The 26,284-nt window shown below is 65.1% G+C and carries 24 protein-coding genes; 20 read left to right on the top strand and 4 right to left on the bottom strand.

Features of this window, described 5'->3' with window-relative positions:
* Positions 1–33: 33 nt before the first annotated feature.
* Positions 34–984, top strand: a complete 951-nt coding sequence (locus AC1DSA_RS24110) for a methionyl-tRNA formyltransferase (RefSeq protein ID WP_477893442.1) — start codon at positions 34–36, stop codon at positions 982–984.
* Here the strand turns inward: AC1DSA_RS24110 and AC1DSA_RS24105 are convergent.
* Entirely contained in the window at positions 944–1,906 is a 963-nt protein-coding gene (locus tag AC1DSA_RS24105) for a LysR family transcriptional regulator (protein WP_477893441.1), read from the bottom strand. The genes AC1DSA_RS24110 and AC1DSA_RS24105 overlap by 41 nt on opposite strands.
* Before the next feature lie 104 nt (positions 1,907–2,010).
* On the opposite strand from AC1DSA_RS24105, the gene AC1DSA_RS24100 reads away from it, so the two are divergent.
* The 6 genes from AC1DSA_RS24100 (at position 2,011) to oxlT (ending at position 8,090) form a co-directional block, all read left to right on the top strand.
* Positions 2,011–2,202, top strand: coding sequence for a hypothetical protein (locus AC1DSA_RS24100; protein ID WP_477893440.1), 192 nt, complete (start codon positions 2,011–2,013; stop codon positions 2,200–2,202).
* A gap of 351 nt (positions 2,203–2,553) precedes the next feature.
* Positions 2,554–3,507 (top strand): Bug family tripartite tricarboxylate transporter substrate binding protein, encoded by a 954-nt coding sequence (locus AC1DSA_RS24095; RefSeq protein WP_477893458.1) that lies wholly within the window; start codon positions 2,554–2,556, stop codon positions 3,505–3,507.
* A 106-nt stretch (positions 3,508–3,613) separates the two neighbouring features.
* Complete coding sequence (locus AC1DSA_RS24090; RefSeq protein WP_477893439.1) at positions 3,614–4,135, top strand: tripartite tricarboxylate transporter TctB family protein; 522 nt, start codon at positions 3,614–3,616, stop codon at positions 4,133–4,135.
* Positions 4,136–4,160: 25 nt separating this feature from the next.
* Positions 4,161–5,690, top strand: a complete 1,530-nt coding sequence (locus AC1DSA_RS24085; protein ID WP_477893438.1) for a tripartite tricarboxylate transporter permease — start codon at positions 4,161–4,163, stop codon at positions 5,688–5,690.
* 28 nt (positions 5,691–5,718) lie between these two features.
* Positions 5,719–6,552: a cytidylate kinase family protein gene (locus AC1DSA_RS24080; protein ID WP_477893437.1), complete on the top strand. Its 834-nt coding sequence runs from the start codon at positions 5,719–5,721 to the stop codon at positions 6,550–6,552.
* A gap of 317 nt (positions 6,553–6,869) precedes the next feature.
* Positions 6,870–8,090, top strand: a complete 1,221-nt coding sequence (gene oxlT, locus AC1DSA_RS24075) for an oxalate/formate MFS antiporter (protein WP_477893457.1) — start codon at positions 6,870–6,872, stop codon at positions 8,088–8,090.
* Positions 8,091–8,154: 64 nt separating this feature from the next.
* Here oxlT and AC1DSA_RS24070 read toward each other — a convergent pair whose 3' ends face one another.
* Positions 8,155–8,763 (bottom strand): Crp/Fnr family transcriptional regulator, encoded by a 609-nt coding sequence (locus AC1DSA_RS24070; protein WP_477893436.1) that lies wholly within the window; start codon positions 8,761–8,763, stop codon positions 8,155–8,157.
* Positions 8,764–8,886: 123 nt separating this feature from the next.
* Between AC1DSA_RS24070 and oxc the strand changes: the two genes are divergently transcribed.
* The 11 genes from oxc to AC1DSA_RS24015 all read left to right on the top strand — a co-directional run bounded on the left by oxc (position 8,887) and on the right by AC1DSA_RS24015 (position 23,174).
* On the top strand, positions 8,887–10,617 hold the full coding sequence (gene oxc, locus AC1DSA_RS24065) for an oxalyl-CoA decarboxylase (RefSeq protein WP_477893435.1): 1,731 nt from the start codon (positions 8,887–8,889) through the stop codon (positions 10,615–10,617).
* Positions 10,618–10,689: 72 nt separating this feature from the next.
* A complete protein-coding gene (frc, locus tag AC1DSA_RS24060; protein WP_477893434.1) occupies positions 10,690–11,937 on the top strand; it encodes a formyl-CoA transferase in 1,248 nt (415 codons plus the stop codon).
* Positions 11,938–11,984: 47 nt separating this feature from the next.
* Positions 11,985–14,129 (top strand): acetate--CoA ligase family protein, encoded by a 2,145-nt coding sequence (locus AC1DSA_RS24055; RefSeq protein ID WP_477893433.1) that lies wholly within the window; start codon positions 11,985–11,987, stop codon positions 14,127–14,129.
* 10 nt (positions 14,130–14,139) lie between these two features.
* A complete protein-coding gene (locus tag AC1DSA_RS24050) occupies positions 14,140–15,846 on the top strand; it encodes an NAD(P)H-dependent oxidoreductase subunit E (protein ID WP_477893432.1) in 1,707 nt (568 codons plus the stop codon).
* Between the two features lie 216 nt (positions 15,847–16,062).
* On the top strand, positions 16,063–18,897 hold the full coding sequence (gene fdhF, locus AC1DSA_RS24045) for a formate dehydrogenase subunit alpha (protein ID WP_477893431.1): 2,835 nt from the start codon (positions 16,063–16,065) through the stop codon (positions 18,895–18,897).
* Positions 18,898–19,262: 365 nt separating this feature from the next.
* A complete protein-coding gene (locus AC1DSA_RS24040) occupies positions 19,263–19,721 on the top strand; it encodes a hypothetical protein (RefSeq protein ID WP_477893430.1) in 459 nt (152 codons plus the stop codon).
* 72 nt (positions 19,722–19,793) lie between these two features.
* On the top strand, positions 19,794–20,519 hold the full coding sequence (locus AC1DSA_RS24035; RefSeq protein WP_477893429.1) for an HNH endonuclease: 726 nt from the start codon (positions 19,794–19,796) through the stop codon (positions 20,517–20,519).
* A gap of 27 nt (positions 20,520–20,546) precedes the next feature.
* Positions 20,547–20,951 carry a hypothetical protein gene (locus AC1DSA_RS24030; RefSeq protein WP_477893428.1) on the top strand — a complete coding sequence of 135 codons (405 nt, stop codon included), beginning with the start codon at positions 20,547–20,549 and terminating at the stop codon, positions 20,949–20,951.
* A 97-nt stretch (positions 20,952–21,048) separates the two neighbouring features.
* Entirely contained in the window at positions 21,049–21,612 is a 564-nt protein-coding gene (locus tag AC1DSA_RS24025; protein WP_477893427.1) for a hypothetical protein, read from the top strand.
* A gap of 363 nt (positions 21,613–21,975) precedes the next feature.
* The gene (locus AC1DSA_RS24020) at positions 21,976–22,641 is read left to right on the top strand and encodes a hypothetical protein (protein WP_477893426.1); all 666 of its coding nucleotides are present in this window, start codon (positions 21,976–21,978) and stop codon (positions 22,639–22,641) included.
* An 89-nt stretch (positions 22,642–22,730) separates the two neighbouring features.
* Complete coding sequence (locus tag AC1DSA_RS24015) at positions 22,731–23,174, top strand: hypothetical protein (protein WP_477893425.1); 444 nt, start codon at positions 22,731–22,733, stop codon at positions 23,172–23,174.
* A 128-nt stretch (positions 23,175–23,302) separates the two neighbouring features.
* Here the strand turns inward: AC1DSA_RS24015 and AC1DSA_RS24010 are convergent, their stop codons facing one another.
* Positions 23,303–23,776 carry a GntR family transcriptional regulator gene (locus tag AC1DSA_RS24010; RefSeq protein WP_477893424.1) on the bottom strand — a complete coding sequence of 158 codons (474 nt, stop codon included), beginning with the start codon at positions 23,774–23,776 and terminating at the stop codon, positions 23,303–23,305.
* A gap of 151 nt (positions 23,777–23,927) precedes the next feature.
* Between AC1DSA_RS24010 and AC1DSA_RS24005 the strand changes: the two genes are divergently transcribed.
* A complete protein-coding gene (locus tag AC1DSA_RS24005; RefSeq protein WP_477893423.1) occupies positions 23,928–24,455 on the top strand; it encodes an N-acetyltransferase family protein in 528 nt (175 codons plus the stop codon).
* Positions 24,456–24,693: 238 nt separating this feature from the next.
* The gene (locus tag AC1DSA_RS24000; RefSeq protein ID WP_477893422.1) at positions 24,694–25,473 is read left to right on the top strand and encodes a S1 family peptidase; all 780 of its coding nucleotides are present in this window, start codon (positions 24,694–24,696) and stop codon (positions 25,471–25,473) included.
* A gap of 93 nt (positions 25,474–25,566) precedes the next feature.
* On the opposite strand, the gene AC1DSA_RS23995 is transcribed toward AC1DSA_RS24000, so the two are convergent.
* Positions 25,567–26,031, bottom strand: coding sequence for an NHL repeat-containing protein (locus tag AC1DSA_RS23995; RefSeq protein WP_477893421.1), 465 nt, complete (start codon positions 26,029–26,031; stop codon positions 25,567–25,569).
* Positions 26,032–26,284 lie beyond the last annotated feature (253 nt).

Here is a 26,284-nt window from a genome sequence, read left to right as displayed (position 1 = left end):
CCCCTGGGCGACTTTTCAAAGTTAAGGAGCAACATGGCCCGCATCGCCTTTATCGGCCAACAGGAATTCGGCAAGGCCGTCCTGGAAGCCTTCATCGCCCGCGGCGACACCATCGCCGGCGTGTTCTGCGTGCCGGACAAGCCCGGCACCAAGCCGGACGCACTGAAGGCCGGCGCGCAGGCGCTGGGCCTGCAGGTGTTCACCTTCGCCAGCCTGCGCGCCCCCGAAGCCGAGGCCGCGATGCGATCGCTGGACGCGGACATCGGCATCATGGCCTACGTGCTGCAGTTCGCGCCGCAGTCGTTCGTGAACATTCCCCGGCACGGCACGATCCAGTACCACCCGTCGCTGCTGCCGCTGCACCGCGGCCCTTCGTCGATCAGCTGGCCGATCGCGCTCGGGCGCCGGGAGACGGGCCTCACGATCTTCCGGCCCACCGACGGCCTGGACGAAGGACCGGTGATCCTGCAGAAGACCTGCCCCATCGCGCCCGACGACACGCTGGGCGAGGTGTACTTCAACAAGCTGTTCCCGCTGGGCGTGCAGGCGCTGCTGGAAGCCACGGACATCGTGATGGCGGGGGCGCACCGTGAGCGCGTGCAGGACGAGCACGAAGCCACCTACGAGGGCTGGATGCACGACGAGGAGTGCGAGATCCACTGGCCCGGTCACGTGGACACGATCTACAACCTCATTCGCGCCTGCAACCCGGCGCCGGGCGCGTGGATGTTCCTCGACGGCGTGAAGGTGCGCGTGTACGACTGCCGCAAGCACGTGGTCGGCCGCTTCGTCTCGCGCGGCCACCGGCCCGGCGACGTCGCGGGGGTGACGGAGGACGCCATCGTGATCTGGGCGCAGGGCGGCCTGATCGAGATCCTGAAGCTGCGACCCGAGGGCGCCGGCAAGCTGGGCGCCGGCGAGTTCGCGCGCCAGCGCGGCTGGGCTATTTCGACCGACTGGCAGTCCTGGGTGCGGCCCGCGTAGCGCTGCGCATGCCCAGCGCCTGGTCGATCAGCCGGGCGCCGTCGGCCAGCAGGAAGTTCTTGAAGGCCTGCGCCACCGGCGGCAGGCGCTTGGTGCGCCGGTGCACCACGTACCAGTTCAGCATCAGCGGGAAGCCCTGCACGTCCAGCACCGTGAGCGCGCCGGACTGCAGCTCGCGGCTGATGGTGTGGGCGGACAGGAAGCTCACGCCCATGCCGGCGATCACCGCCTGCTTGATCGTCTCGGTGCTGCGGATCTGCATCGCGATGTTCAGCCCCGGCAGGTTGGTGCCGAAGGCGTCGACCATCGAGTTCCAGGTGTCCGATCCCTTCTCGCGCACGACGAACGGCTCGCGGATGATGCGGTACACCGGGATGCGCGCCGTGCGCGCGAGCGGGTGCGTGGGCGCCGCGACGATCACGTAAGGGTGGGGCGCGAACGGCTCCGCCACCGTGTCCTCGTCCTCGGGCGGGCGCACCATCACCGCCAGGTCGGTCACGTTCTCCTTCATCTGCGTGAGCAGCTCCTCGCGGTTGCACACGCCGAAGTTGAGCGTCACGCCGGCATGGCGCTGCGCGAAGTCCACCAGCAGGCGCGGGAAGAAGTAGTCGCCGGCGCTGATCACCGAGACATTCAGGCGGCCGCCCGACACGCCCTTGAACTGGGCCATGACCTCTTCGGCTTCCTGGAACTTCTGGATGATCTCGCGGCTCGACGTCAGCATCTGGACGCCCGCCGGGGTGAGGTGGATCTTCTTGCCCAGCTGCTCGAACAGCGGCAGGCCCGCGTGCTCCTCGAGCTTGGCGACCTGCGTGGACACGGCGGGTTGCGTGAGGTGCAGCTCTTCGGCCGCCCTCGAAAAGCTGCGATGGCGCGCGACCGCCTCGAAGACCTTGAGCTGGCGCAGGGTGGCGTTTTTCATGGCGCGCCGATCATAGTGGATGACTGATGGAAACCATCAAATACTTTCACTATCATTAATCGTACCGGCTGCCTACAGTGACTCCCATCGACAAGGAGACAAGCATGGGCAAGGACACCTATTCCGCCGACGAAGAGCTCGACCTCAGCCGCGCCTGGCACGAGGTGGGCGGTAATCGCGACGACCTGCGCGCCTGGCTGGAACGGGAACAGCCGCACCTGCTGCGCGCCTACGACGCGGACTTCCTGGTGAACGCCGTCGAGCATGCGCGCGAGCCCGTGCAGGGCCGGCGCTGATCCGCAAGCACATCACGCGTCCCGTGCGCCCACGGGACGCGTTCTCACGTTCGTACGTACTGCTACGGATGCGCAATCCCCCCCTCGATGTGAACGTTCAGCCCTCGTCTGCAGCAGGCGTACGTACCGGTCGGGATTAACCCTAGAAGCGGTTCGGACTTCCGAAAAATTGACCGCAGTCAAGAGAGATCAGGCCCCGTTGGTTGGACCATCCGCTGCGGTCTCGCGATGAACGCCATCGACGGACAGATGGCGCGGGCGAGGCGACACAACAGGAGACAACGCGTGAGACTCACCACCCTGAAAACCCGGATGTCGGTCGCCGCCGCGACCGTGCTTTCGACGGCCGCCATGCTGGCCGCCCCGCTCGCCCACGCGGCGTGGGAACCCACCAAGCCCGTCGAGTTCGTCGTGCCCGCCGGCACCGGCGGCGGCGCCGACCAGATGGCCCGCCTGATCCAGGGCGTGGTCGTCAAGCACAGCCTGATGAAGCAGCCGCTGGTGGTGGTCAACAAGTCCGGCGGCGCGGGCGCCGAGGGCTTCCTCGACGTCAAGAACGCCAAGGCCGATCCGCACAAGATCGTCGTGACCCTGTCCAACCTGTTCACCACGCCGCTTGCCACGGGCGTGCCCTTCAACTGGCGCGACATGACCCCGGTGTCGATGATGGCGCTGGACAACTTCGTGCTGTGGGTCAACGCCGAGACGCCCTACCAGAACGCCAAGCAGTACGTCGACGCGGTCAAGGCCGCGGGCCCGAGCAAGATGAAGATGGGCGGCACCGGCTCCAAGCAGGAAGACCAGATCCTCACCGTCGGCATCGAGAAGGCGACCGGCGCCAAGTTCATCTACATCCCGTTCAAAGGCGGCGGCGAAGTGGCCGTGCAGCTGGTGGGCAAGCACGTGGACTCCACGGTGAACAACCCGATCGAGGCGGTGGCGCAATGGCGCGCCGGCCAGCTGCGGGCGCTGTGCGTGTTCGACGAGAAGCGCATGCCCTACCCGAACAAGATCACGGACAAGCAGTCCTGGCAGGACATCCCGACGTGCAAGGAATCGGGCATCCCCACCGAGTACACGATGCTGCGCGGCATCTTCATGCCCCCGGGCGTGAGCAAGGACCAGGTCGCCTTCTACACGGACCTGCTGAAGAAGGTGCGCGCCACCCCCGAGTGGAAGGACTACATGGAGAAGGGCGCGTTCAACCAGACCTACATGGACGGTGAAGCCTTCACCGGCTGGCTCGGCAAGGCGGAGATGCAGCACCGCGAGCTGATGAAGGACGCCGGCTTCCTGGCCAAGTAAATCGACCGGACACGCCCCCCTCGCGGGGCGTGTTGCCTTCTCCGGCTCGTTCTTCTCCGCTTCCCATTCCAACAGTGCCGGCCGCACCGGCAGGAGACCTCCCCAGATGGATACCACCCAAGAGCCCGGGGCCGAAGAGCGCACGGGCGTTCCCACCTTCGCCGTCGAGGCCGCCGTCGCCGCCCTGGTGCTCCTGATGGGCGCGCTGGTGCTGTTTGGCAGCCGCAAGCTCGGCTCCGGCTGGACCAGCGACGGTCCCGGCGCGGGCTACTTCCCCTTCTACATCGGCATCATCCTGTGCATCTCCGGCGCGGGCGTGCTGTACCAGTCGCTGCTGGGCAAGAAGCGCAACCACGACATCTTCGTGGACGGCGAGCAGATCCGCCGCGTGCTGGCGGTGCTGCTGCCCGCCATCGTGTTCGTCGGCGCGATCCAGGTGCTGGGCATGTACATCGCGTCCGCGGTCTACATCGCCGGCTTCATGATCATCCTGGGCAAGTACAACAAGGCTAAGAGCGTCGCGCTGGCGATCACCATCTCGGTCGTGTTCTTCCTGATGTTCGAAGTCTGGTTCAAGGTGCCGCTCGCCAAGGGCTGGCTGGACCCCCTCGCCTTCCTCGGCTACTAAGCCGCTTCGAAAGCCACTCTCAGCCATGACCGAACTCAGCGCACTGTTCCACGGCTTCAGCGTCATCCTGACGCCGATGAACCTGCTCCTCATGCTGGTGGGCATCACGCTCGGCGTGCTCATCGGCGTGCTGCCCGGACTCGGCGGCGCCAACGGCGTCGCGATCCTGCTGCCCCTGACCTTCACGATGTCGCCCACCTCGGCGATCATTATGCTGTCCTGCATCTACTGGGGCGCGCTGTTCGGCGGCGCGATCACCTCGGTGCTGTTCAACATCCCCGGCGAGCCCTGGTCGGTGGCCACCACCTTCGACGGCTACCCGATGGCGCAAAAGGGCCAGGCGGGCCAGGCCCTGACGGCGGCCTTCACCTCGTCCTTCGTGGGCGCCTTCGTCGCGGTGGTGATGATCACCTTCCTGGCGCCGCTGGTGGCCAAGTTCGCGCTGAAGTTCGGCCCGCCCGAATTCTTCGCGGTCTACCTGCTCACCTTCTGCAGCTTCGTGGGCATGGGCAAGGGCTCCCCGTTCAAGATCCTGGCTTCCATGGCGATCGGCTTCGCGCTCGCCGCGGTGGGCATGGACACGGTCACCGGCCAGCTGCGCCTCACCTTCGGCATCGAGGAGCTGATGCGCGGCTTCGACTTCCTGATCGCGGTGATCGGCCTGTTCGGCATCGGCGAGATCCTGCTGTCGATGGAAGAAGGCCTGGCCTTCTCCGGCAAGTCGGCGCGCATCAACCCCAAGGTGGTGTTCGAGACCTGGAAGCAGCTGCCGCGCTACTGGATGACGTCGATCCGCAGCTCGCTCGTGGGCATCTGGATGGGCATCACCCCCGGCGGCGCCACGCCGGCCTCGTTCATGAGCTACGGCCTGGCCAAGAAGATGTCCAAGGACGGCGCCAAGTTCGGCACCGGCCAGATCGAAGGCGTGATCGCTCCCGAAACCGCGGCGCACGCGGCCGGCACCAGCGCCCTGCTGCCGATGCTCGCGCTGGGCATTCCCGGCTCGCCGACCGCGGCCGTGCTGCTGGGCGGCCTGCTGATCTGGGGCCTGCAGCCCGGTCCCCTGCTCTTCGTCGAGCAGAAGGACTTCGTGTGGGGCCTGATCGCCTCCATGTACCTGGGCAACCTGGCCGGCCTGATCGTCGTGCTGACCACCGTGCCGCTGTTCGCATCGATCCTGCGCATTCCGTTCTCCATCATCGCCCCGGTGATCGTGGTGATCTGCGCGATCGGAGCCTACACCGTGCACAACGCCATGCTGGACGTGTGGCTGATGATGCTGTTCGGCGTGGTCGGCTACGTCTTCAAGAAGCTCGACTACCCGCTCGCGCCGCTGGTGCTGGCGCTGGTGCTGGGCGACAAGGCGGAGGACTCGTTCCGCCAGGCCATGCTGGTGTCGCAGGGCGACCTGTCGATCATGGTGTCCAACCCGCTGGTGGGCACCATCACCGGCCTGGCGCTGCTGCTGCTGGCATGGCCGCTGATCTCGCGCGTGATCGCCAAGGTGCGGCCGCCCAAGGCGAGCAGCTTCGCCGCCGAACAACCGGTGGATTGATGTCCCGACAAGAACGAGGAGGAACGCCATGCCCGTGATCGCACTGACCCAGGAAATGGGCTCGCTGGCCAAGGACGTGGCGCTGCGCCTCGCCGAATCCGGCGGCCTGGCCGTGATGCGCAACGAAGTGGTGGAGAACGTCGCGGGCCGCATGCACGTGCCGGCCAGCCTGATCCGGCGCCTGCGCGAAGGCAAGGCCGGACTGGTGGAACGGCTGTCCACCGACAAGGAGCGCGTGGCGCTGTACACCGCCGAGGAAGTGCTGGCGCAGGCGGTGCGCGGCAACGTGATCCTGCGCGGCTGGGGCGCCACCTGCCTGCTGCGCCCGGTGCGCCACGTGGTGCGCGTGCGCGTCACGCGTCCGCTGGAACAGCGCGTGGCCTGGCTCATGGAGCACCTGGGCACGGACAACCGCGAAGCGGCCGAGGCCGAGGTGCGGCGCAGCGACACGGCGCATGCCTCGCGCATGAACACGCAGTTCGGCGTCACCTGGGGCGATCCCCTGCTCTACGACCTGGTGCTCAACACCGAACGCGTGTCCATCGACAGCTGCGTCGACCAGATCCTGCACCTGTCGCGCCGCCCCGAGTTCCAGGAGACCACGGAATCGCGCGCGATCCTCGACGGCCTCGCACTGAGCGCGCGCGTGCGTGCCGCGCTCAAGGCCAACGATTCCACCAGCAACGTCGACGTGCAGATCGACGGCCGCGAAGGCCGCGTGGTCCTCAACGGCATCGTCGTCAACGACCACGAGAAGGCGGAGACCGAACGCATCGCGGCGGCCGTCGCCGGCATCGGCAAGGTCGACAGCCGCCTGCACCTGATGGCGGTCACGCGCAAATTCACGCACGCGAAAACCTGAATAGAACCTGACCCGAATCAATGAAGGCGGCCATCCGGCCGCCTTTCTTTTTTATGCTTTCAATTGCGGCTTAAGGGCTTACCCGAGTTCATGACCGCGGTCAATTTTCCAGAGCGCGCGCGCTCCCAGAATTCGCCGTCGTCATCGCAAACCTCGCGGCGACATCGCCGCAAATCTCCCCTCACTCCTCACACCCATACAACAGGAGACCTCGGATGGAAAAGACAGTAGACGCCATTCCTGCCTTTGCAGGCGCGTCGCGCGGCGCCGTCACCGGCGCCGATCGTGGGGCGGCCTTCCGCTGGGGCCAGCTCGTCATGGGCATCATCTGCATGGCGATGATCGCCAACCTGCAGTACGGCTGGACGCTGTTCGTCAACCCGATCGCCGACAAGCACGGCTGGACGCGGGCGGCCATCCAGGTCGCCTTCACCATCTTCGTGCTCACCGAAACCTGGCTGGTGCCGATCGAGGGTTACCTCGTCGACAAGTACGGCCCGCGCGTGGTCGTCATGGGCGGCGGCATCCTGGCCGGCCTCGGCTGGATGATCAACGCCTACGCCGACACGCTCACGCTGCTGTACATCGGCGCCGCGGTCGGCGGCATCGGCGCGGGCGCGGTGTACGGCACCTGCGTCGGCAATGCGCTCAAGTGGTTCCCGGACCGCCGCGGCCTCGCCGCGGGCCTGACCGCCGCCGGTTTCGGCGCGGGTTCGGCGCTCACCGTCGTTCCGATCTCGGCCTACATCCACAACCACGGCTACGAAGCGGCCTTCCTGTACTTCGGCATCGGCCAGGGCGCGATCATCTTCCTGCTGTCCTGGTTCCTCGCGCGTGCGCCGGAGCACAAGAAGTCCACCGGCGGCACGGCGAACGTGCAGCAGACCCGCAGGGAATACACCCCGGGCGAGATGATGCGCAAGCCGGTGTTCTGGGTCATGTACGTGATGTTCGTGATGGTGGCCGCCGGCGGCCTGATGGCCACCGCGCAGCTCGCGCCCATCGCCAAGGACTTCAAGATCGACGGCGTTCCGGTGAGCATCCTCGGGCTCGCGCTGCCGGCGCTGACCTTCGCACTGACGATCGACCGCGTGCTGAACGGCCTCACCCGTCCCTTCTTCGGCTGGGTGTCCGACCAGATCGGCCGCGAGCTGACGATGTTCATCGCCTTCGGCCTGGAAGCGTTCGGCATCCTCGCGCTGTACAAGTTCGGCAGCGATCCGGTGCTGTTCGTGATCCTGACCGGCCTGGTGTTCTTCGCCTGGGGCGAGATCTACAGCCTGTTCCCCTCCACCTGCGCCGACACCTTCGGCTCCAAGTACGCCGCCGCCAACGCGGGCGTGCTGTACACCGCGAAGGGAACCGCCGCCTTGCTGGTGCCGCTCTCCAGCCTGCTGACGGCCGCCACCGGCAGCTGGCACGCGGTGTTCATCGTGGCGAGCGTGATGAACGCCATCGCCGCCTTGCTGGCGTGGTTCGCGTTGCGGCCGATGCGGCGCGCGCAGATCGAAGCCTCGGCGCGCGAAGTCGCGGCCTGAGCTTCTCGCCGTGAATGCAAAACGGGCGCCGCGGCGCCCGTTTTTCGTTCCTGCCCATCCGTGGCTAGATCTTGCCCCGGGACTTCAGCCGGCTGAGCGTCTCGGCAGAAAGGTTGAGATAGGACGCGAGTTCCTTCTTCGGCAGGCGCTCCTCCAGCTCCGGATGCTTGCGCAGGAAGCGCTTCACCCGGCCGGGCGCATCGAGCAGGTGCAGCGTGATGGTGTGCGCCAGGATCTCGCTCATGTGGTGCATCACCTCGTACTCGAAAGCCTGCTTCAGCCCGGGATGCCGCTCGATGAAGGTGACCCAGTCGCGCAAGGGCAGCTTGGCGACGCGGGCACGCGTGACGCACACGATGCTGTAGGGGGCGGGGGTGCCAAGGCGCCAGGCGGCGTAGCTGGTTTCCATCTGCCCCTCCTCGGCGAAGCGCAGGATCATCTCCTTGGCTTCCTGGTTGCTCACCACGCGCTTCAGGATGCCGTCGAGGATGAAGTACTGCTCCATCTCGTGCACGCCCTGGTTGAGGAGCGCCTCGCCTTTCTGGCAATCCACCACCACCAGCAGGGGTTCCAGCTCCGCCATCTGGGCAGCGGACATGGTTTTCAGCACCACGTTGTGGGCCAGCTGGACGCGAATGACGTTGCGTTCGGGGTGTTTGTCGATCGAGGACATGGATTCCAGGGGAGGGGATTCCCTTTAAAGCCGCGCAATTTTTCGAAAATTGACTGCGGTCAAGAGGGTTTCCCAAAGGCGACTTCTACCATTCTCGCACTCCCAAACCAGGACTCCGAGACCATGACCACCGAAACGCAGGATCGCGAAACCACCGACGGCTTTCATCTCGTCATCGATGCGCTCAAGCTGAACGACATCGACACGATCTTCGCCCTGCCCGGCATTCCGATCACCGACTTCCTGCGCATCTCGCAGGCCGAGGGCATGAAGGTCATTTCCTTCCGCCACGAGCAGCACGCAGGCAACGCCGCCGCCGCCGCCGGCTTCATCACCGGCAAGCCCGGCATCTGCTTCACCGTCTCAGCCCCGGGCTTCCTCAACGGCCTGACGGCACTGGCGAACGCCACCACCAACTGCTTCCCCATGATCCTGGTCTCCGGATCCAGCGAGCGCGAGATCGTCGACCTGCAGCAGGGCGACTACGAGGAGATGGACCAGCTGGCCATCGCCAAGCCGCTGTGCAAGGCCGCCTTCCGCGTGCTGCACGCCGAAGACATCGGCGTCGGCATCGCGCGTGCGATCCGCGCCGCCGTGTCCGGCCGCCCCGGTGGCGTCTACCTGGACCTGCCCGCCAAGCTGTTCGCGCAAAGCATGGACAAGGAAGCCGGCAAGAAGTCGCTGATCAAGGTGGTCGACCCCGCACCCAAGCAGCTCCCCGCTCCCGACGCCGTCAAGCGCGCGGTCGACCTGCTCAAGTCCGCGAAGAAGCCGCTGGTGATCCTGGGCAAGGGCGCCGCCTATGCGCAGGCCGATGCGGAGATCAAGGCCTTCGTCGAGAAGAGCGGCATCCCCTACCTGCCGATGTCCATGGCCAAGGGCCTGCTGCCCGACAACCACAACCAGTCCGCCTCCGCCGCGCGTTCCTACGTGTTGGCCGAAGCCGACGTGGTGATGCTGGTGGGCGCGCGCCTGAACTGGCTGCTGTCGCACGGCAAGGGCAAGACCTGGGGTGCCGACGGCTCCAAGGCGGCGGGCAAGCAGCAGTTCATCCAGGTCGACATCTCGCCGACCGAAGCCGACAGCAACGTCGCGATCGCCGCCCCCGTGATCGGCGACATCGGCTCCTGCATCTCCGCGTTCAACCAGGCCATGGGTTCGGGCTGGGCCAAGCCGCCGTCCGACTGGACCGGCGCGATCGCCGAGCGCAAGGACAAGAACCTCACCAAGATGGCCGAGACGCTGGCGAAGAACCCGCCGGTGATGAACTTCCACAGCGCCCTCAACGTCATCAAGAACACGGTCAAGGAGAACCCGAAGGCCTACGTGGTGAACGAAGGCGCCAACGCGCTCGACTTCACCCGCTCCATCGTCGACATGTACGAGCCGCGCCGCCGCCTCGACGTGGGTACCTGGGGGATCATGGGCATCGGCATGGGCTTCGCCGTCGCGGCCGCCGCCGTCACCAACGAACAGGTGATCGCGGTGGAAGGCGACAGCGCCTTCGGCTTTAGCGGCATGGAGGTCGAGACGATCTGCCGCTACAACCTGCCCGTGTGCATCGTCGTGATGAACAACAACGGCATCTACAAGGGCACCGACGTCAACCCGCGCGGCGACGCGATGGCCCCCACCCAGTTCGTCAAGAACGCGCGCTACGACATGATGATGCAGGCCTTCGGCGGCGTCGGCGTCACGGCCAAGAACCCCGAGGAACTGAAGAAGGCCCTCGACGAGGCCGTGGCTTCGCGCATGCCCACCCTGATCAACGCACTGATCGACGAGAGCGCCGGCACCGAGTCCGGCCGCATCACCAGCCTGAACCCCGCCGCGGCCAAGAAGAAGACCGCGTAAGGCACCGCATGTCCGCCCGGCCCCGTCCGGGCGGACCCGCACTGATTCTGAAAACTCGATAGGACAAGCAACATGGGTAAAGCACTCGACGGCATCAAGATCCTCGATTTCACGCACGTGCAATCGGGTCCCACCTGCACGCAGCTGCTGGCGTGGTTCGGCGCCGACGTGATCAAGGTGGAGAAGGCGGGCGAAGGCGATGCCACGCGCGGGCAACTGCGCGACATCGACGGCGTGGACAGCCTGTACTTCACCATGCTGAACCACAACAAGCGCTCCATCACTCTGGACACCAAGAACCCCAAGGGCAAGGAAGTGCTGATCGAGCTGATCAAGCAGTGCGACGTGCTGGTCGAGAACTTCGCTCCCGGCGCGCTCGACCGCATGGGCTTCAGCTGGGAACGCATCCAGCAGATCAACCCGCGCATGATCATGGCGTCGGTCAAGGGCTTCGGCCCCGGCCCGTACGAGGACTGCAAGGTGTACGAGAACGTCGCCCAGTGCGCGGGCGGCGCCGCCTCCACCACCGGCTTCGACGACGGCCCGCCGCTGGTGACGGGCGCCCAGATCGGCGACTCCGGCACCGGCCTGCATCTGTGCCTGGGCATCGTGACCGCCCTGTTCCAGCGCGAAAAGACCGGCCGCGGCCAGAAGGTGCTGGCTGCCATGCAGGACGCCGTGCTGAACCTGTGCCGCGTCAAGCTGCGCGACCAGCAGCGCTTGGCGCGCAAGGGCGTGATGGAAGAGTACCCGCAGTACCCCGAAGGCGAATTCGGCGAAGCCGTGCCGCGTGCCGGCAACGCCTCGGGCGGCGGCCAGCCGGGCTGGATCCTGAAGTGCAAGGGCTGGCAGCACGATCCCAATGCCTACATCTACTTCATCACGCAGGCGCCGGTGTGGGCGGCCATCTGCAAGGTGATCGGCGAGGAGACCTGGATCACCGACCCGAGCTACGCGACGCCCAAGGCGCGCCTGCCGCACCTGAAGACCATCTTCTCGCGCATCGAGGAGTGGACCAAGACCAAGACCAAGTTCGAGGCGATGGAGATCCTCAACAAGTACGACATCCCCTGCGGGCCGATCCTGTCGATGAAGGAAATCGCCGAGGAGCCCGCGCTGCGCGCCACCGGCACCGTCGTCGAAGTGGACCATCCCACCCGCGGCAAGTACCTGTCCGTGGGCAACCCGATCAAGATGTCCGACAGCGAAACCGAAGTGACGCGCTCCCCCCTGCTGGGCGAGCACACCGAGGAAGTGCTGGCGCAGCTGGGCTACAGCAAGGACCAGATCGCAGAACTGCGCGAGGCCAAGGTCATCTGACCGACGCCTGCATCCAAAGACAAACCTAAATTTTCAAGGGGCACCACATGGCCAATTCCCAAGTCGACAAGGCAAAGGTCCGCGCAATCCTGGACGCGGTGAAGAAGGACGGACGCGACTCGCTGACGGCGCCCGAAGGCAAGCTGATCTGCGACGCCTACGGCATCAACGTGCCCAAGGAAGGCGTGGTGTCGAGCGCCAAGGAAGCCTCCACCCTGGCCGGCTCCATGGGCTTCCCGGTCGTGATGAAGATCGTCTCGCCGGACATCCTGCACAAGACCGAAGCCGGCGGCGTGATCGTCGGCGTCAAGAGCGCCGATGACGCCGCCACCGCGTACGACACCATCATCGCCAACGCCAAGAAGTACAAGGCCGACGCGAAGATCGTCGGCGTGCAGGTGCAGCAGATGATCAAGGGCGGCCAGGAAGTCATCGTCGGCGCAATGACCGACGACAGCTTCGGCAAGCTCGTTGCCTTCGGCATGGGCGGCGTGCTGGTGGAAGTGCTCAAGGACGTCACCTTCCGCCTGGCCCCGGCCACGCGTGAAGACGCCGCCTCGATGCTCGACGGCATCCAGGCCGCCGAGATCCTGAAGGGCGTGCGCGGCGCCAAGCCGGTCAACCGCGAGGCGCTGGAAAACACCGTCGTGCGCGTGTCGCAGCTGGTCTCGGACTTCCCGGAAATCTCCGAGATGGACCTGAACCCGGTGTTCGCCTCTGAAGAAGGCGCGATCGCCGCCGACGTGCGCATCGTGCTGAACTTCAACCAGAAGCCCGCGCGCTTCCGCCCCGAAGAAAAGGACGTCGTCGCGTCCATGAAGCGGATCATGCAACCCAAGGCGGTGGCGGTGATCGGCGCTTCCAACGAGGCCGGCAAGATCGGCAACTCGGTGATGAAGAACCTCATCAACGGCGGCTACAAGGGCAAGATCTACCCCGTCACCCCCAAGGGCGGCGAGGTCATGGGCCTCGCGGCGTACAAGAGCGTCAAGGACATCCCGGGCGAAGTGGACACCGCGGTGTTCGCGATTCCCGCGGCCCTGGTCGCCGGGGCCCTCAAGGAATGCGGCGAGAAGAAGATCGCCGGCGCGGTGCTGATCCCCTCGGGCTTCGGCGAGACCGGCAACATCGAAGGCCAGGAAGAACTGCAGCGCATCGGCCGCGAGTACAACATCCGCCTGATGGGGCCGAACATCTACGGCTTCTACTACACGCCCGCCAACCTGTGCGCCACCTTCTGCACGGCCTACGACGTCAAGGGCTCCACCGCCCTGTCCTCGCAGTCCGGCGGCATCGGCATGGCCATTATCGGCTTCTCGCGTTCCGCCAAGATGGGCGTGTCCGCGATCGTGGGTCTCGGCAACAAGTCGGACATCGACGAGGACGACCTGCTGCTGTTCTTCGAGCAGGACGACAACACCAAGGTGATCGCCCAGCACTGCGAAGACCTGAAGGACGGCCGCGCCTTCGCGGAAGTCGCCAAGCGCGTCTCCAAGAAGAAGCCCGTGATCGTGCTGAAGGCCGGCCGCACCGAAATGGGCGCCGCCGCTGCCAGCTCGCACACCGGCGCCGTCGCCGGCACCGACAAGATCTATGACGACGTGCTGCGCCAGTCCGGCGTGATCCGCGCCAACAGCCTGCGCCAGATGCTGGAGCTGTCCCGTGGCGTGCCGATCCTTCCCACGCCCAAGGGCGAGAACGTCGTGATCATCACCGGCGCCGGCGGCTCGGGCGTGCTGCTGTCCGACGCCTGCGTGGACAACGGCCTGAAGCTGCTCAAGCCGATGCCGGACGACCTGGACGCCGCCTTCCGCAAGTTCATCCCGCCGTTCGGCGCGGCCGGCAACCCGGTGGACATCACCGGTGGCGAGCCGCCCATCACCTACGTCAACACGGTCAAGCTGGGCCTGGAAGACGACCGCATCCACGCGCTGATCCTGGGCTACTGGCACACCATCGTGACGCCGCCCATGGTGTTCGCGAAGAACATGGTGCAGATCGTCAACGAGATGAAGGCCAAGGGCAAGTCCAAGCCCGTGGTCGCCTCGCTGGCCGGCGACGTCGAAGTCGAGGAAGCCGCGCAGTACCTGTACGAGAACGGCATCCCGGCGTACGCGTACTCCACCGAACTGCCGGTGGAAGTGCTGGGCGCCAAGTTCAAGTGGGCCCGCTCCGCCGGCCTGCTGAAGTAAGCGACGCAAGATGGCGGGTCATCGCGTCATTCCGATCGCCGCGGCCAGCGCGCTCCCCCTGCGGGAGCGCAAGCGGCAGGGTCCCAAGGGGCGCAGGCCCACGGACCAGGCCCTGGCCGAAGTGCGGCAGGTTCTCGGTGACGCGTCGCGCCAGAGCGACCTGCTGATCGAGCACCTGCACAAGCTGCAGGACCGTTTCGGCCACCTCTCGGCGGCGCACCTCTCTGCCCTGGCGCAGGAGATGCGCCTGGCCCAGAGCGAGGTGTACGAGGTCGCGTCCTTCTACCATCACTTCGACATCGTCAAGGAAGGCGAGGACGCACCGCAGGCGCTCACCGTGCGCGTGTGCGACGGCCTGTCCTGCGAGATGGCGGGCGCGCAGCAGCTGCTGCAGAAGCTGCCTTCCATCCTGGGCAAGGAAGTCCGCGTGATCGCCGCGCCGTGCATCGGCCGCTGCGAACAGGCGCCGGCCGCCGTGGTCGGCCAGAAGCCCGTGCCTTGCGCCACCACCGAGAAAGTGAAGGAGTGCGTCAAGGAAAAGGCGACCACCCACGAGCCGGAAGGCTACATGGGCCTGTCGCAGTACCGTGCCGCCGGCGGCTACCAGCTGCTGGAAGAATGTTTGTCCGGGAAGCGCGATGTCGAGTCCGTCATCAAGGTGATGGAAGACTCGGGCCTGCGCGGCCTGGGCGGCGCAGGCTTTCCGGCCGGCCGCAAGTGGCGCATCGTGCGCAACGAACCGGCACCGCGCCTGATGGCGGTGAACATCGACGAGGGCGAGCCCGGCACCTTCAAGGACCGCGTCTACCTCGAACGCGACCCGCACCGCTTCCTCGAAGGCATGCTGATCGCCGCCTGGGCGGTCGGCATTGACCGGATCTACATCTACCTGCGCGACGAGTACCACGGGTGCCGCACGCTGCTGGAACAGGAGCTCGCGCGCCTGCAGGACGACCCGCTGGGCAAGGGCCTGCCGAAGATCGAGCTGCGCCGCGGCGCCGGCGCCTACATCTGCGGCGAAGAGTCCGCGATGATCGAATCCATCGAAGGCAAGCGCGGCATGCCGCGCCTGCGCCCGCCCTACGTGGCGCAGGTGGGCCTCTTCGGCCGGCCGACGCTGGAGCACAACTTCGAGACGCTGTACTGGGTGCGCGACTTGCTGGACCGCGGCCCCGAATGGTTCGCCTCGCAGGGCGCCAATGGCCGCAAGGGGCTGCGCTCCTTCTCCGTGTCGGGCCGCGTGAAGAACCCGGGCGTCAAGGTGGCGCCGGCCGGCGTGACGATCCAGGAACTGATCGACGAGTACTGCGGCGGCATGGCGAGCGGGCACAAGTTCTATGCCTACCTGCCGGGTGGCGCCTCGGGCGGCATCCTGCCGGCGACGATGAACGACATCCCGCTGGACTTCGACACGCTGCAGCCCTACGGCTGCTTCATCGGATCGGCCGCGGTGATCGTGCTGTCGGACAAGGATTCCGCGATCGGCGCGGCGCGCAACCTGATGCGCTTCTTCCGCGACGAGTCCTGCGGCCAGTGCACGCCCTGCCGGGCGGGCACCGCCAAGGCCCATGCCTTGATCCAGTCGTCCAAGTGGGACGTGCCGCTGCTGGCGGAGTTGTCGCAGGTGATGCGCGATGCGTCCATCTGCGGGCTGGGCCAGGCGGCGCCGAATCCGGTGGATTGCGTGGTGAAGTACTTTCCGCATGAGTTGGGTTGAACAGCCAAAGCTGGGGTTCGCCTTCGGGCTCACCCCAGCCTACGAATGCAAGGCAGGACCGCGCCGCCGCGTAGGCTGGGGTGAGCGCGCAGCCGAACCCCAGCTCGCCCCCGTAGGCTGGGGTGAGCGCGCAGCCGAACCCCAGCTCGCCCTCGTAGGCTGGGGTGAGCGCGTAGCCGAACCCCAGCGATGCCCGCAAGGGCCCGGGAGAAAACAATGAACGCCGTCACCCGCGCCGAACTGGCGCAACTCGAATCCCCCGTCGTGCGCTTCAAGCTCAACGGCAAAGAGGTGGAGGCACGCGCCGACGAGACGGTGATCCAGGTCGCCGACCGCGAGGGCGTGGAGATTCCGCGCCTTTGCTACAAGCCGGGCCTGGACACCGTCGGAAACTGCCGCGCGTGCATGGTGGAAATCAAGGGCGAGCGCGTGCTGGCCCCCAGCTGCTGCCGCAACGTCACCGCCGGCATGGAAGTCACCAGCGACAGCGAGCGCGCCGTCAAGTCGCAGAAGATGGTGCTGGAACTGCTGCAGTCCGACATGCCCGAGAAGGACTACACCCGCCACAACGAGGTGGACGAGTGGTCCGCCAAGCTGGGTGTCGGCAAGCCGCGCTTCCCCGCGCGTGGCCAGGTGACGGCCGACGTGTCGCACCCCGCCATCGCGGTCAACCTGGACGCCTGCATCCAGTGCACACGGTGCCTGCGCGCCTGCCGCGACGAACAGGTCAACGACGTGATCGGCCTGGCCTTCCGCGGCGAGCACGCCAAGATCGTGTTCGACATGGACGACCCGATGGGCGTGTCCACCTGCGTGGCCTGCGGCGAATGCGTGCAGGCCTGCCCCACCGGCGCGCTGATGCCCGCGCGCGATGCCGCCCTGCCCGTCCCCGACAAGCAGGTCGACTCGGTGTGCCCGTACTGCGGTGTCGGCTGCCAGCTCACCTACAACGTCAAGGACGACAAGATCCTGTTCGTCGAGGGCCGTGATGGCCCCGCCAACCATGGCCGCCTGTGCGTGAAGGGCCGCTACGGCTTCGACTACGCCAACCACCCGCAGCGCCTGACCAAGCCGCTGATCCGCCGCGCCGACGCGCCCAAGGTGCCCAACGCCACCTTCGATCCCGATCGCGTGATGGACATCTTCCGCGAGGCGACCTGGGAAGAAGCGCTGGCGCTGGCCGCCGGCAAGCTGAAGGACATCCGCGACAACGTGGGTCCCAAGGCGCTGGTGGGCTTCGGCTCCGCCAAGGGCAGCAACGAAGAGGCCTACCTGTTCCAGAAGCTGGTGCGCACCGGCTTCAAGACCAACAACGTCGACCACTGCACGCGCCTGTGCCACGCATCGTCGGTGGCGGCGCTGCTGGAAGGCATCGGCTCCGGCGCGGTGTCCAACCCGGTGATGGACGTGACCAAGGCCGAGGTGATCGTCGTCATCGGCGCCAACCCCACGGTGAACCATCCGGTGGCCGCCACCTGGATGAAGAACGCGGCGAAGAACGGCGCCAAGCTGATCATCATGGACCCGCGCCAGTCGGACCTGACGCGGCTGGCTTGGCGCCACGTGCAGTTCAAGCCCGACACCGACGTGGCGATGCTCAACGCGATCATGCACGTCATCGTGCACGAGGGCCTGGTGGACCAGGCCTTCATCGAAGCGCGCACCATCGGCTACGACGAGCTGAAGAAGAACCTGGTGGGCTACAGCCCCGAGGAAATGGCGCCGGTGTGCGGCGTCCCCGCCGAGATGCTGAAGGAAGTGGCGCGCACCTACGCCACCTCCAGGGGCTCGATGATCCTGTGGGGCATGGGCGTGTCGCAGCACGTGCACGGCACCGACAACGCACGCTGCCTGATCGCGCTGTCGCTGATGACGGGCCAGATCGGCCGCCCCGGCACCGGGCTGCATCCGCTGCGCGGCCAGAACAACGTGCAGGGCGCGTCCGATGCGGGCCTGATCCCGATGATGCTGCCCGACTACCAGAAGGTGGTGGAGCCGGAGGTGCGCGCGCGCTTCGAGAAGCACTGGAAGCTCAAGCCCGGGACGCTCGATGCGCAGCCCGGCCTGACCGTGGTCGAAGTGATGCACGCCATCGGCGAAGGCAAGGTGAAGGGCATGTACATCATGGGCGAGAACCCCGCGATGTCCGACCCCGACGCCAACCACGCCCGCGAGATGCTGGCCGCGCTGGACCACCTGGTGGTGCAGGACATCTTCCTGACGGAGACGGCCGCCCTGGCGGACGTGGTGCTGCCTGCCAGCGCCTTCCCCGAGAAGACCGGCACCTTCACCAACACCGACCGCCTCGTGCAGCTGGGGCGCCAGGCCATCAACCCGCCCGGCGATGCGAAGCAGGACCTGTGGATCATCCAGGAGATGGCGCGCCGCATGGGCCTGGACTGGAACTACGGCCACGTGTCCGAGGCCTTCGACGAGATGCGGCACACCATGCCCAGCATCTCCGGCATCACCTGGGACCGCCTGGAGCGCCAGGGCGCCGTCACCTACCCCTGCACCCACGAGGGCGACCCCGGCGAGTCCGTGGTGTTCGTCGAGGACTTCCCGCGCGCCGACGGCAAGGCCCGCTTCGTGCCCGCGGACATCATCCCCGCGGCCGAGCGCCCCGATGCCGAGTACCCCATGGTGCTGATCACCGGCCGCCAGCTGGAACACTGGCACACCGGCAGCATGACGCGCCGGGCGACGGTGCTGGACGCGATCGAGCCCGATCCCGTGGCCCTGGTGCACCCACTGGACCTGGCCGCCATGGGCGTGAAGCCCGGCGAGCTGCTGACCATCGAGTCGCGCCGCGGCAAGGTCAGCCTGTACGGCCGCGCCGACGAAGGCTCGCCGCGCGGCGCCGTCTTCGTGCCCTTCTGCTACTACGAAGCCGCGATCAACCGCGTGACCAACGACAAGCTGGACCCTGTGGCGAAGATTCCGGAGCTGAAGTACTGCGCGATTCGAGTCACTGCGGGTGGGACGCCGCCCGAGCAGGTTAGTTTTGGTGGGGGGCAGATTCTGAGGAAGATCCAGGAGAGTCTGGTTTAACTGGAACTTTGGACTTCAGTTGAAAAGCGCCGCGAATGCGGCGCTTTTCTTTTGGGGGTGATTTGTTGGTTCTAGTCAATCTACCTATTCGGGAGATGGGTGGAATGGTAGAGGTGAGATTACGATGGCGCCAGTGCGGGCTGGAAAGACGTGTCGGGTAATCTGGTTCGGCAACTTATCCAGCAGCTGCTTCATGGGATGGTTGCGGGTTTTCAGGTGCGGCTTTATCGGCCACTGATATCCAGCCAAAGGGGAAGAATGACGCTAAATCAACGGCCTGCGTACTGTGCTGCGGCGACCTTATCTGGCGTGTACGGGATTGGAGCTTGGGCGCTGCGCCCTACATTTCGTTAGGACTTAGGCACATGACCATTCCTGCAAACATCGACCGGTTCAATCGGTTCACGCTCATTCTCTTCAAGCAGCTGTATCTGAGCTTTCCGCTGCCGACGAACGTGGATGTGAGCTCGCTGATGATGTACGTTGTTCCAACCGGCGAGACCTTCGAGGCTACGTTCCACGCAATCGCTCCAGCGGGCGAGGCAATACAGTTCCTGGCGGCTGAAGGCTTCCTTACCTACAAGGGAAATCTCCTGGACGGCACTGAGTATCATCAGGTGCGCTTAACTATGAAAGGGCTCGCCATCCTCGGGAGTGTCCCGAACTCGCTCGAGAAAAAGGAAACATTGGTGTCGAAGATCCTGGCGGTTGCGGGGAAAGGGTTAAAAGATGCAGGCTCAGAGCAAGTCAGCGATCTCGCGAATCAAGCGTTCACGCTCGCTCTGGCTTCTGCACCGGCTCTTGCCGCAATGTGGCGCCCGTGAGCCCTAACAGATCGTTCGCACGGCGCACGCAGGGGCATTCGCGAACCGTGCTGGTAAGCAGAAGGAGAGTCTGTGCCAGTCAAACAGGAACTCACTGAAGCTCTGGTTCAGGGTTACTACGACGCCGGAAAAAAGGCCGGCTACTGGGGTCACCGCTTTCTGCAGGCCGTTAAGCGCAACGGTGGGTTGCCCACAGTTCAACGGATGCTGCTGCCACGCAATGAGCAGCAGCGCAAGGGTCTCGACGCCCTTCTAGAAGCTGGTCACCCGGAGCTCACGGTTGAGGCCATTATTCTCCAAGAGCGTTTCAGGCCTCTTTTTTCGACCACCGAGTTGCAAACAGCGGCCGACCGATTGGGCGAGTACGCGAAGAAGCTCAGTGCCATAAAGACGAAGGGGCCTAGTCCATTTCCCGACGAGCTTCCTCCGGGACAGCAGTATGTGGAAGGTGCAAGGAAACACGTACGTGTGAACGCCTACGAGCGCGACGCTAAAGCAAGAAAGGCCTGTATCGCGCACTACGGCGCTGTGTGCAGCGTCTGCCACTTCTCCTTCAAGGACTGGTACGGAATTCTCGGGAAAGGCTTCATTCACGTTCATCACATCCGGCCACTCGCACTAAGTGACGGAGAGTATCAGGTCGACCCAATTGCCGATTTGCGTCCCGTCTGCCCCAACTGCCACGCGATGCTGCACCAGAAGAACCCTCCAATGCCTATCGAAGAGCTGAAGGCAAAGATCACGAATGCACAAGGTCCCGCCCCGGCGAACTTCGTTCGCCAACCGCCCTGCCGGTGATGTCGAACGAGAGCGCTCATAGAATCTATGGCCATCGCCGTTTGCAACATGTTCAAGAACTCATTCGAGTTCAGACCTTTGGGAGAGGTTGACCTAGTGCCTCCTCGAACGAGGGGGTTGTATGTGCTGTACCACCAGGACAAACACGGACAAATGAACGTGGTGTATATCGGGATGGCCAGAGGCGAAAATTCGGGGGCTCGGGCGCGACTTAAGGCGCACGTGAAGAGCGAGGGGAAGAGAAATCTTTGGACGCACTTCTCAGTCTTCGAAGTCTGGGACAACATTAGGAAGGAGCAGATTGAGGAACTGGAGGGTCTGTTTAGGCACTTGTATCGCAAGGACGCGAGTGCCAATGGACTTAACGTCCAGCGTACTTACAAACCGCTCGGGAAGATCAGAAGGAAGTCTCCTGATGCTTGGATGCGCTGAGAGTTCTGATAAGTCGGTCGACGCGGATAACCAACGGCGTCCGAGCGCTGCGCTCGCTCCTGAGGTCGCCGGTCATCTTTGAGTTAGGCCGAAAGGGGTGGACCTCGACCTTCTGTACGTTCTGCCGGCACTGCCGGTACTCACACGGCTCCTCTTGGGGGTGTACTGGGACTGGCTGATGACGCCACGAATGCCCGAAGGTGCGCAGGAGCGCGATTTGCGCCGTGAAACCATTCTGTCGCTCGCTGGGTTCAGCTTTACTGCGGTAGGCGCCTTGGCAGCTTTGGACGCGACCAGCCGGCTGGGTCTGCAAGTGTCAATTTGGTTCTCGCTTGTTAGTTTCTTGAGCTACGTAGGCGCGTCAAGCCTTCAGTCGTACAAGTCCCGGCGATGGCACAACCAGCTTGAGTCCGCGCTGACGGAAATGGCATCGCTGGCACTTGTTCTAACGTTAATCACGCTCCTATTCGGCGCAAAGTTGGAGGAGCAATTTGTCTATGCATCAATCTTCATCGCGTTGATTCCGTGGTCACTTGATCACACAATTCGCCTGTCGATGGACTGGCAGTATCTGAGTGCTCTCGATGAACGCCAACGAAGAGGAGAGAGTCCGTGGCCACAAAGAAGACCTCCGGTAAGACGATTGCGGCGAAAGGGTTAGCTAAGTCTGCCATGAAGAGGGCCACCGCCAAGCGGCCGGTGGCCAAGAAGGCTGCTGCTAAGCGGCCAACAGCCAAGAAGGCTGCTGCTAAGCGGCCAACAGCCAAGAAGGCTGCTGCTAAGCGGGCAACAGCCAAGAAGGCCGCTAGGAAGCCTGATTCTGGCGAGAGCTATGGACGCGCGATCGGCATGTATGTTTATTGCTCGGAACACGGCATCCCGTTTCCACGAGGTGAATCGTGTCCGAAGTGCCCGTGAATTTTTGGCCCGACGCGGAACGTTTTCGCGGCGGTCGTCGCCCCCCTATGCCTGCCGGTCATTCCAACGCTCAATTGAATGACTCAAATTTTGCCAGGCAGAGTATTTGAAAATACTAAAGTTTTTCCTGGCGACCGTATTCACCCAAGCGATGCTCGGCGTGGGCGCCTATGCAACAGGAAACCTCTTAATGTATCTGGGGTGGGTGTTTGGCTCCGCACTTCTCTTCTTCACATACCTAGTTCGACCCGCGCTCGTCGATTACCGAAAGAGGCAAGGTGCGTCGTTTCCGGGAGACTGGGTGGCTGTAGTTTCAGGAGTTACGGCGGCGTCTCTTGCCTTCAGCGCAGCGCTCACAGGTCTTGGCGTGGGCGTTCTCGTGGTGGGCAAGGTTCTAGTTGAGTTCGTCACGCTGGTACAGAGTCATGCGACGGCCAAGTCCGTAATGGTCGCGCTCACGGCGGCCGCAACGATGGGAGTGGGTGCCGTGTTCTACTTTTTCCGGCTGAAGCAACGCTTTCTATACGGCGCCACGGAAGCTGCAGCGGGCATTGTGGTCGCTGCTCATCGAATGAGTCTCGAGCCGGCCGTTGGCATTCCGAGCGACACATCGTTTTACTTTGCCTTCCTAACTGCTGGCGTGTACCTATTTGTTCGCGGACTCGACAACATGCACCAGGGAATCAAGTCGAAGGAGCCGGTCGCACTCGCTCTGCTCTCCTGGCCGACCCGATTCACACGGTCTCAAACTAGGCCAGGTCATTTGAATTAGCGCAGGCGGTGCAAGTGGCACCCGCAGCAGGTCTTGATGCCCGCGATCACGGATCGTTGGGCTCATCCCCTACTTTCAAGGAGGATCCGATGAAAGCTGACATCGAACAAATGCGGCGGGAGCTTGAACAATTGCGGATTGAGTTAAGTGAGCTTAGGCAGCAAATGCAGACGGACCGCGACCACTTGGTCTGCAAGTCACTCTCACTCCAAAATGATCATGGAACCGAACTACTCCAAATCGGTCCACGGGGCCTGAGTGCCGGCATCCTCATTCACTGCCAAAGCGGGCAGCGTTTGGAGATGCAGGGACAGTTTGAGGATCAAGCACTTCGAATGTTTTCGCCGCGCAGCGACAAGGTGCTGTTTTCCATTGGAGGCGTGGCCGATCATGGCGACATCCGAGCATGCAACAGCGAAACGGGCGCGTTTGCGCAGCTTCGAGGCATGCGCAGCACCGGCTTTGTGGACACCTACGGCGGCGACACCCACCTAACCGGTCGTTTGCCAACGCCACATATAGGTGAGGTGTAAATCACCTACCGCATCCCCGCCCTAACCTCGCTTTTCGCAAAACAAACGGCACGGCGTCGTGCCGAGTGGGCCGCCCCAACATGAAGAAACGTTTCTAGCTGCGTTCTGCATGTGCATGGCACTCGCCCTCAACCCGCCCTGACCCCCTGCGCCCTGATCTGCGCCAGCAGCCGATCCCGGCTGTGCCGCACATGCGCGCGCATCACCTGCTCCGCGCCGTCCGCATTGCGTGCGTGGATGCGGTCGATGATGGCGTGGTGCTCCTTGGCCGTGACGCGGGCGCTGCCGCCGGGGCAGCGCACGGCGTGCAGGCGGTACAGGCGCAGCAGCGAATAGAGGTCGCCGCACAGCTCGCGCTCGATCCACTTGTTGCGGCTGCCCACCGCGATCTGGCGGTGGAAGTCGGTGTCGGCCTGGCTCGCGAAGATGGACTGCGGCCCCTGCTCCAGCAACTCCTCGATGCGGGTGGCCGTCTCGCGCAGGCGGCGGATCTCCGGGGCGGTCATGTGCTCGGCGGCCTGGCGGCAGGCCATGCCTTCCAGCGCCTCGCGCATGGCCAGCAGCTGCTCCAGGTCCTCCAGCGACAGCTGCACCACGCGCACGCCCGCGTGCGGCGTGCGCTCCAGCAGGCGCCGGCCTGACGCCGGCCACCTGGGAGGCTCTCTCCTGCCGATTGCCCCACCCGCTGTGCCGTCCTATGCTGCGCCCTATCCGCCAGCAGGCTCCCCCATGGCGCATTGCGCCCCCAACGCTATGACGACACGACTGGTCGACTGCTCCTACAGCGCGCACGCGCCCGCCATCCTGGCGATCCTCAACGAGGCGATCGTCAACTCCACGGCGCTGTACGACTACGTGCCGCGCGCGCCCGAGTCCATGGCCGGCTGGTTCCGTGGCAAGGAGGATCGCAACTTTCCCGTGATCGGTGCGGAGTCCGACGACGGTGAGCTGCTCGGCTTCGCCAGCTATGGTCCCTTCCGCGCGTGGCCGGCCTACAAGTACACCGTCGAGAACGCCATCTACATCCACAAGGACCATCGCGGCAAGGGACTGGGCCGCCTGCTCCTGCGCGAGCTGATCGCGCGCGCCCGCGCGCAGGACCTCCACGTGATCGTGGCGGGCATCGACATGGAGAACGCCGCCAGCATCGCGATGCACCAGTCGCTCGGCTTCGCGCACGCGGGCACCATCCGGCACGCCGGCTTCAAGTTCGGTCGCTGGCTGGACCTGGGCTTCTACGAACTGCTGCTCGACACGCCGCAAATGCCGAGGGACGGCTAGGAGTCTGCGCGGTAGAAGGCTTCGAGCCAAAACCGTCGAAAACCGAGGAGCGTTTCGTGATACGGACCAGCCAATAGCCGTAGCTATTGGCGCAGGCCGGAGCGCGGAAGGCTACCGATTTCTCGGCGGTTTGGGCCGAAGTCGTTCTGCCGCGCAGACTCCTAGCCTTGGCTCATGGCGCCAAGCCCGTGTGCACTTCTCGTGCGACATTCGGGGCATTCAATGCCGGAGCAAGCCCTTGATCGAACCCCTGCTGTTGACCACCACCCGCGTCTCGACCTTCGACAACAAGAGGCCGCTCACCGCCGCCAGCGGTTTCTTCTTCCAACGCGACGAACGGCTGTTCCTCGTCACGAGCAGGCATGTCGTGATCGACAAGCCGAGCAAGCACTTCCCCAACCGCATCGAGATCGAGCTGCATACCGATGCGCAGAACCTCACTCGCTCGACCGGGCTGTCTGTGCTGCTGTACAAGGACGGCAAGAGCGTGTGGCGCCAGGGCCGGGACGCCACCGGCGAGATCGACGTGGCGGTGATCGAGCTCGATCGCTCGGCCATGCCGGCGTCGGTGGCGATCGAGTGTTTCACCGCCGACCACCTGCAACGCACGCTGGACGAGGTGGAGGTCGGCAGCTCCTTGCTGGTCGTCGGCTTCCCGCTCGGTTTCCATGACACGCTGCACCACCTGCCGGTGGTGCGCCAGGCGGTGATTGCCTCGTCGTTCGGACTGCGGTTCCAGGGCCACGGCTATTTCCTGACCGACGCCCGTACGCACCGCGGCACCAGCGGCGCGCCCGTGGTGATGCGCAGCGCCGATGGTGCCGGCCGCCTGCCCTGGAAGCTGCTCGGCGTGCACTCGGCTGGCATGGACATGGGCAGCCGGGACCTGCGGCTGGACGAGTCGTTGGGCCTGAACTGCGCCTGGTACGCGGACATCCTGCTGACGTTGACGGATGCCAATGCGCGGATCAAGGGGGTCGAGGACCAGTTGGTGGGTGAGCCCGAGGATGACGCGTGAGATTGCACGCCATCTGTGGACCCGCCAGGCTCGCCAGCTCGCTGGGGTTCGGCTGCGCGCTCACCCCAGCCGCGGCGGCGCGAGGGGCCGCCGTCATGCGCCGCCGGCGCCGGCAAAAGTGATCTTGCGGATCTTGCGGTTTCCCATGTCGGCAACGAACAGCACGCCCGCCCGGTCGAAGGCCAGGCCCGAGGGCAGACTGAAGCTCGCGGAAGCGCCGTCGCCGTCCTGATCGCCGGCTTGGCCGGCGCCGGCTACCACCGACGTTTCGCCGTCGGGCCCGATCTTGAGGATGCGGTTGCCGAAGGTGTCGGCGACGAACTTGTTGCCGGACGCATCGGTGGCGACGTCGCTCGGATGCGGGAAGTCGATGGGGTCTTCCGCGATCGTGGAGACCTGGCCGTCGGCGATGAGACGGGTCTGGTTGTTGCCGCCGAAGTCGGCGACATGCACGCGAGAGGAGTCGTCCACCGCGACCGCATGCGGCATGAAGAACTGCGCGGTTTGGGCGGGGCCGTCCATGGTGCCGAATTCACCGGAGCCGGCAAGGGTGGTCACCTGCGCGGCTTGGGCCTGGGCTTGCGCCTGGCTGCCTGTTCCGCCGCCGCAACTGGTGACCAGGCAGGTTGCGAGGGTGCAGGCCGTCAGGAAAGGGAACAGCTGGGTGTGTGGCATCTCTTGCCTCCCTGGAGCGGGACCATGCTGCGCCGATTGGGGCCAGGGTGCAAGGCCGCAGCGCATCCGTGCCGTTGAGCCTGCTGTGCCGAAGCCGACGGCGGCGACCGGCCGCGAGAGGCTGCCAGGGGTCGTG

It is taken from the genome of Ramlibacter sp. P4_H7 (assembly GCF_056400765.1).
The sequence above is the reverse complement of the archived record's forward strand: the minus strand, read 5'-3'. Positions and strand labels throughout refer to the sequence as shown.

Bases quoted from the DNA above. Each gene is read 5' to 3' on its own strand.
- AC1DSA_RS24110 (WP_477893442.1), top strand. From the start codon at position 34: ATGGCCCGCATCGCCTTTATCGGCCAACAGGAATTCGGCAAGGCCGTC.
- AC1DSA_RS24105 (WP_477893441.1), bottom strand. From the start codon at position 1,906: ATGAAAAACGCCACCCTGCGCCAGCTCAAGGTCTTCGAGGCGGTCGCG.
- AC1DSA_RS24100 (WP_477893440.1), top strand. From the start codon at position 2,011: ATGGGCAAGGACACCTATTCCGCCGACGAAGAGCTCGACCTCAGCCGC.
- AC1DSA_RS24095 (WP_477893458.1), top strand. From the start codon at position 2,554: ATGCTGGCCGCCCCGCTCGCCCACGCGGCGTGGGAACCCACCAAGCCC.
- AC1DSA_RS24090 (WP_477893439.1), top strand. From the start codon at position 3,614: ATGGATACCACCCAAGAGCCCGGGGCCGAAGAGCGCACGGGCGTTCCC.
- AC1DSA_RS24085 (WP_477893438.1), top strand. From the start codon at position 4,161: ATGACCGAACTCAGCGCACTGTTCCACGGCTTCAGCGTCATCCTGACG.
- AC1DSA_RS24080 (WP_477893437.1), top strand. From the start codon at position 5,719: ATGCCCGTGATCGCACTGACCCAGGAAATGGGCTCGCTGGCCAAGGAC.
- oxlT (WP_477893457.1), top strand. From the start codon at position 6,870: ATGGGCATCATCTGCATGGCGATGATCGCCAACCTGCAGTACGGCTGG.
- AC1DSA_RS24070 (WP_477893436.1), bottom strand. From the start codon at position 8,763: ATGTCCTCGATCGACAAACACCCCGAACGCAACGTCATTCGCGTCCAG.
- oxc (WP_477893435.1), top strand. From the start codon at position 8,887: ATGACCACCGAAACGCAGGATCGCGAAACCACCGACGGCTTTCATCTC.
- frc (WP_477893434.1), top strand. From the start codon at position 10,690: ATGGGTAAAGCACTCGACGGCATCAAGATCCTCGATTTCACGCACGTG.
- AC1DSA_RS24055 (WP_477893433.1), top strand. From the start codon at position 11,985: ATGGCCAATTCCCAAGTCGACAAGGCAAAGGTCCGCGCAATCCTGGAC.
- AC1DSA_RS24050 (WP_477893432.1), top strand. From the start codon at position 14,140: ATGGCGGGTCATCGCGTCATTCCGATCGCCGCGGCCAGCGCGCTCCCC.
- fdhF (WP_477893431.1), top strand. From the start codon at position 16,063: ATGAACGCCGTCACCCGCGCCGAACTGGCGCAACTCGAATCCCCCGTC.
- AC1DSA_RS24040 (WP_477893430.1), top strand. From the start codon at position 19,263: ATGACCATTCCTGCAAACATCGACCGGTTCAATCGGTTCACGCTCATT.
- AC1DSA_RS24030 (WP_477893428.1), top strand. From the start codon at position 20,547: ATGGCCATCGCCGTTTGCAACATGTTCAAGAACTCATTCGAGTTCAGA.
- AC1DSA_RS24015 (WP_477893425.1), top strand. From the start codon at position 22,731: ATGAAAGCTGACATCGAACAAATGCGGCGGGAGCTTGAACAATTGCGG.
- AC1DSA_RS24005 (WP_477893423.1), top strand. From the start codon at position 23,928: ATGACGACACGACTGGTCGACTGCTCCTACAGCGCGCACGCGCCCGCC.